This window comes from Burkholderia sp. TSV86, assembly GCF_001522865.1.
Lineage (GTDB): Bacteria > Pseudomonadota > Gammaproteobacteria > Burkholderiales > Burkholderiaceae > Burkholderia.
In genome coordinates this window covers 29,235-35,234 of the sequence record NZ_LOWB01000002.1, presented here as the reverse complement: position 1 = coordinate 35,234, position 6,000 = coordinate 29,235, and the positions used below count along the sequence as shown (strand labels likewise).

Annotated in this window: 2 protein-coding genes and 1 pseudogene (1 of these 3 cut by a window edge); 1 reads left to right on the top strand and 2 read right to left on the bottom strand. The window is 69.2% G+C overall.

The window, feature by feature from the left end:
* Nucleotides 1-169: pseudogene (locus WS68_RS27115) on the top strand (IS481 family transposase); the annotation flags it as partial.
* Between the two features lie 148 nt (nt 170-317).
* Here the strand turns inward: WS68_RS27115 and WS68_RS00195 are convergent.
* The gene (locus tag WS68_RS00195) at nt 318-4,898 is read right to left on the bottom strand and encodes a type I polyketide synthase (RefSeq protein WP_059568897.1); all 4,581 of its coding nucleotides are present in this window, start codon (nt 4,896-4,898) and stop codon (nt 318-320) included.
* Nucleotides 4,895-6,000, bottom strand: partial view of a non-ribosomal peptide synthetase gene (locus WS68_RS00190; protein ID WP_059568896.1) — the 3' portion only. It continues 9,799 nt past the right edge of the window; 1,106 of the gene's 10,905 nt are visible here — the last part of the coding sequence; its start codon lies beyond the right edge, outside the window; its stop codon occupies nt 4,895-4,897. Before WS68_RS00190 ends, WS68_RS00195 begins: the two co-directional genes overlap by 4 nt.

Sequence of the window (6,000 nt, the reverse complement as noted above, 5' to 3'; positions counted from 1 at the left end):
CAAGAAGATCTACGACTCGATCGCCACCTTGCAGACGGACCTTGATGCGTGGCTCGACCAGTACAACAATGAACGAGAGCATCAGGGGCGCTGGTGTTACGGCAAGACGCCGATGCGCACTTTCCTCGATTCGCTCGATCTCGCCAAGGAGAAACTCATCCCCCATTGATGACTCGTACTTTGTCGGCCCGACTACCTGTCAGATCAAGTCCCGGCTAATACACATCAATCGCTCGACCGCTTCGAACTCACCTGCCGCCAGCGCTGCCTCTGATTCCGCGAGTGTCGCCTCAACGTCCCGAAATGCTGCGACCCGTTCAATCATTGATTGCCTCCGACACGTCCAACTGCGCCAGGATGGCGCTCATCCTGGCGGTTCCTGCCGTCGCCAGTGTTCGCAGTTCGTCCATTGCCCGCTCGGCAATGGCGTCGAGCGTCAGCCCGTCGAGCGGCTCGTCCTGGCCATGCCACGCGATGCGCAGCGCTCCATCCTCGATCGTCGCGGCGAGCGAGATCGCGTGCGGCGCCGGCATGTGCTCCGGCGCCGGCAGGATTGCGGCGATCGGCCAGCAGGGCGCGGCGGGTGGCGTGGGGAAGAACGCGAGCGATACCGGCGCGTCGCTTCGCAACGCTTTGGGCAGGCGTTCCGGCGCGGCCTGGCGCAGCATCGCGTAGGCGACGGCGCGGCGTCGGGCGTCCGGCAGCATCGCCGCGGCATGCGCCGCAGCGGCCTCGATGTCCGCCGACGTGTCCACGACAAGCGGATGAATCGCGGTGAACCAGCCGATCGTGCGCGAAACGTCGTATGGCACACGCGACCAGCCGCGCCCCAACGATTCGATGTCGACCGAAACCCGGTCCGATTCGCCCGCGCCGCGGATCGCGCGCGCCACGGCAACCGCGAGAAGCGCTTCGACTGGGCGACGGCTGGCGGTGAGCGCCAGCGTCTGCGCGACGGTGAGCGTCGAGTACAGACTACGGCTCGATGCGCCGCGCCGCGGGACGGGAAACGCGTCCGGCGGCGTATCGAGCGATGACCAGAAGGCCGCGTCGTCGTCAAACTCCCCTGCTTCGGCGACGCGCTCGAGCGCGATCGCCCATTGGAAAAACGATTCATCCGCTGCCGCCCGTTGCCGCTCTGTCGCCTGCGTCGCGACGCCGATGCGCGCGTGGATATCGTCCAACAGCATTCGCCAGCTGAGCGCATCGATCAGCAAATGATGGACGGCGAGAACCAGCATCGAGCCGGCGGGGCCAAGTACGAGCGCGGCGCGCAACAACGGCGGCGTCCGGATGTCGAGCGAGCACTGCAGCACCCGGCCGATCCCCAGTGCGTGATCGAGTTGCCCGTCGGCCGCCCCCAAGTGCCAATGAACGGCGACGGCGACCGGCGCGGGCGTGCCGGCCACCTGCTTCCAGCCGGCTGCCGTCTGCTCAAAGCGCGTCGCCAGCGCCGCGTGGTGCGCGATCGCGGCGTCGATGGCCTCACCAAGCGCGGCCGCGTCGACGTCGGCAGGCACGCTGACAACCACGCCTTGCACGAAGCGGTTGACGTCGCCCGATCCGCTATTGAACAGCCATTGCTGAGTCGGCGAGAGCGGCAGCGGCGTTTCGCGCGGCACGGCTTGCGCCGCGTGCCCGGTGCCGGCGGCAGCAAGCTCGTCGATGGTGTGTGCGCCGAAGGCCCGGTGTGTATCGAGATGAATGCCCTGCTCCTTCGCGCGCGCGACGATCTGCAAGGTGGCGACGGAATCGCCGCCGAGGTCGAAAAAGTCGTCGATGACCCCGATCGGCTCGAAGCCGAGCACATCGGACCAGATCGCCGCGAGCTTGGCTTCGAGCGCGGTTCGCGGCGCAACGTAAGGCGCCGCGAGCGCCGGTCTCGGATGCCGCGAGCCGGCGGCCGGTTGGCGCGGGTCGGCCGCCCGAGCCAGCGAGAATGCCTCGCGGGCCCGGGCCTTCAGCGCATCGAGGTGGCGCGTGCTGATGGCGACGCGCGGGAATCCGCACGCGCACGCCATCTCGAGGCTCCTGATACCCTCATCGGGACTGAGGCCCGCCGTGCGCAGATCGTCGGGCACGAAGCGCTCGTCGGACACCGCCGCCATGCCGATGTCCTTCCAGGTGTCCCACGCGATTGCCTGCACGCGCGTACCGGCGGCCGCCCACGAAGCGCCCAGCGCCTCGAGCGCGAGGTTGGCCGCCATGTAGTCGCTTGCGCCCGCGGCCGGCACATGCGCGCGCAACGACGAGCAGAGCACCACGAAATCGAGGGAATCGGCATGCAAGACCTGCCGCAGATTGCGCGCGCCGAGGAATTTTCCCGCCAGCACATCGCGCATCGCGGCGTCGGTCGCCGTGCGCAGCAACGCGTGCGGCGGCATCCCGGCGCTGTGGACGACGCCGATGATGGGGCCGTGCTCGGCACGAATCCGCTCCACTGCCCGCCGCAACGCATCCAGCTCTCCCACATCGGCCGCGATCGCCGCGAAACCGGGGGCCGATTGGCCGCCGTGCCGGCTCAACGCGACCACGCGCGCGCCGCGCTCGACCAGATGACGGCCGATCGCCAGCCCCATGCCGCTGTTGCCGCCCGTGACGAGATACACGCCGTCGCGGCGGATCGTCGGCGCCTGCGCCGTCGCGGCGCCGATCGGAACCAAGGTTTCGACCCAGCGCGATCCGTGCCGATGGATCACCGCATCGTCGGCCGACCGCGCGCATGCTTCGGCGACGATGCATTCGACGAGATCAGCCGCAGCGGCATCGATATCCACGACCCGCGCATGCCAGCCGGGATATTCGGCCGGCAGCGCGCGCGCGAGGCCGAGCAGCATCGCTTGTTCGGGCGCGGCGGGCGCGTCGAAACCGGTCAGCGCGCCGGCAGTGACGAAGGTCACGTCCACGTCGGCGCCCGCGCAGTCCGCCCACGCGCGCAACCACAGTGCCGGCCTGATGTAGTGCCGGTTCAGCATCGCATCGTCGTCGGGAGCAGGCCCAGCGGCGAAGCTCCACAACGCGATGACGGAGCACGGGCGCCCGGCGGCGGCGGCCGCGACGGCATGAACCGCTTGTGCGTCGATCTCGCCGCCATAGGCGATCTCGGCCACCTGGGCGCCCGCGTCGCGCAGCCTCGCCGCGACGCGCGCCCCCACGCCATGCTCGTCGAGCAGCACCAGCCAGTGCCGTCGGGCGTCGATCGACGTCTGCCGGAGCGGCTCGCTTTGGCGCAGGCGGGGCGCATACAACCAGCCGGCCGGGTCCGCCACGCGCGCGAGCGGCGACGGCGGATCGATCCAGTAACGCTGACGTTCGAATGGTGTCGGCGGCAGCGGCACCCTGCGCCCGCGCACGGTGTCGGCCACCGCACCGGCTGCGGCGCGCGTCGGCGGGAGATCGCTTCTGAGGAAGCCGATTGCTTCGTCGAGCGACGTACATTCGCAGGCAATCCGCCATTCGAACGCACCGCGCGACATCGCGAGCGTGTATGCGACATCCGCGAGCGGCGGCCGCTCGCGTTCGAGATGATCCGCGAGGTCCGTCGCGAGCCGCCGCACGGCCGCCTCGGAGCGCGCCGACAGCACGAGCCGCCACGGGCCGCCGGCGGCGTCGCCGGTCGTGTTGCGCCGCTTATCGGGATGGGATTCGGGAGCGGATTCCAGCACGACGTGCGCGTTGGTGCCACCCATGCCGAACGAACTGACACCCGCGCGCCGCGTAGCATCGGGCCACGGGCGCGCGGCGGTGTTCACGAAGAACGGCGAGTTTGCCAAGTCGATGCGCGGATTCGGCTCATGAAAATGCAGCGATGGCGGAATCACTCGGTGCTGCAGCGCGAGCACCGTCTTGATCAGACCCGCGATGCCGGCAGCCGCGTCGAGATGGCCGATGTTCGTCTTCACCGAGCCTAGCGCACAGAAGCCCTGCCGCGTCGTGCCCTGCCGGAATGCGGCAGCCAGCGCCTCGAATTCCACCGGATCGCCCAGCGCCGTCGCGGTGCCGTGCGCCTCGATCATGCCGATCGAATCCGGCGGCACGCCAGCCAGCACTTGCGCTTCGCGGATCGCGGAACATTGGCCGTCAACGCCGGGTGCCGTGAATCCGACCCGGCGCGCGCCGTCGTTGGAAACCGCACTACCGAGGATGACCGCGGCAATGGGGTCGCCGTCGGCCAGTGCGTCGTCCAGACGGCGCAGCACCACGGCGCCGGCGCCGTTGCCGCCGACGGTGCCGTTGGCGTCGCGGTCGAACGCACGGCAATGGCCGTCCGGCGAGCCGATGCCGCCGGGCTCGTGACGGTAGGGGCGGCGCTGCGGCGTAGTGATGCGCACGCCGCCGGCGATGGCCGTGTCGCATTCGTCTGCGAGAAGCGCCTGGACGGCCAGATGAACGGCGACGAGCGACGTCGAGCAGGCGCTTGACACCGCGACGGCCGGCCCGGTGCAACCCAGCAAATAAGCCAGCCGCGACGGCAGGAACGACGGCTCGTTGGTAAGCAGCAGCGACAGATCGCCGTCCGACGCCGACGGCACGAGATTGCGAACCAGATATTCATTGAAGCCGGCGCCGGCAAATACGCCGGTGCGTCCGGGCAGCCGCCTCGGATCGTAGCCGGCGCGCTCGGCTGCCTCCCATGCGCATTCGAGCCAAACGCGGTGCTGAGGGTCCATCCGCTCGGCTTCCCGTGCATTGAGACCGAACAGCGCCGCGTCGAACCCGGCGACATCGTCGAGGATGCCCGCGGCATAAACCTCGTATCCGGCGTCGGTTGGCGCGGCGGGGCCGAAGAATGTGACGGACTCGACGCCGTTCGCCAGATTGTTCCAGAACTGCTCGAGCGAGTCCGCGCCGGGAAACCTGCAACCCATGCCGATGATCGCTACGTGTGGAGTGCTCATTTGTATTCCCTCTCGATCTTTTGACGGCGTTCCATGGTGCGGCGACGGCGGCGCCGCGCGCGCTCGTCCGGCTCGTCGGCCGTGGCTTGGCGGGCGTCGCCGGTGGCGATTTGCGAGGCGATCGCAGCGATCGTGGGTTGCTGGAAGAGATCGACCACGCGCAGACGTTCGGCACCTGGCAGGCGGTCGGTCATCAGGCCATGCGCCCGGACGATCGCGAGCGAGTCGCCGCCGGCGTCGAAGAAGTTTTCATGGACGCCGATCGCGTCGCGGCCCAGCACCTCGCACCAGATCGCAGCGAGCGTCTTTTCAAGCGCGTTGCGCGGCCCCTGCGCCGGTTCTATCTGCACGCTTTCCTGGGGAAGCGCGCGACGGTCGATCTTGCCGTTGGCGGTCAGCGCGAATCCGTCGACCCGAATCAGCACCGACGGCATCATGCTGTCCGGCAGCCGCTGCTTCAGGGCCGCGCGAACCTGCTGCGCGTCCTTGCAGGCCGCCGCCGCATACCAGGCCACCAACCGGCGGCCACCCACGCCCTCGCGAACGTCAACCACTGCGCCGTCAATGCCAGCCAGCGAGGACAGCGTGCGCTCGATCTCGCCAAGCTCGATCCGGTAGCCGCGAATCTTGACCTGACTGTCCGCGCGACCTAGAAATTCCAGGCGGCCATCCGCCAGAAACCGGCCCAGATCCCCAGAGCGATACATCCGCTCGTCGGGCCGGTGCGGGTCCACGACGAACCGCTGCGCCGTCAGCGCCGGCGCGCCCAGATAGCCGGCCGCGATGCCCTCTCCCGCGATGTGGATCTCGCCTGTCGCGCTCGGCGGCGCGAGGCGCCCATGCCGGTCCAGCAGATAGACTCTCTGGCCCGGAATCGGCCGTCCGATGGTGACCTGCCGACCGCGCTCCAGAGGCTCGAACGTCGTCAACACGGTCGTCTCGGTGATGCCGTATAGATTCGCGATGCGCGGATATTCGACGGGATCGGCGCCGGCGATCGACGACGCGTGACAGGCGTCGCCGCCCATAACCACCCAGCGGACCCGAAGGCCGCGGTGCGGCACCGCCGCAAGCTGCTGGAAGGCCGCCGGCGTCTGGCACA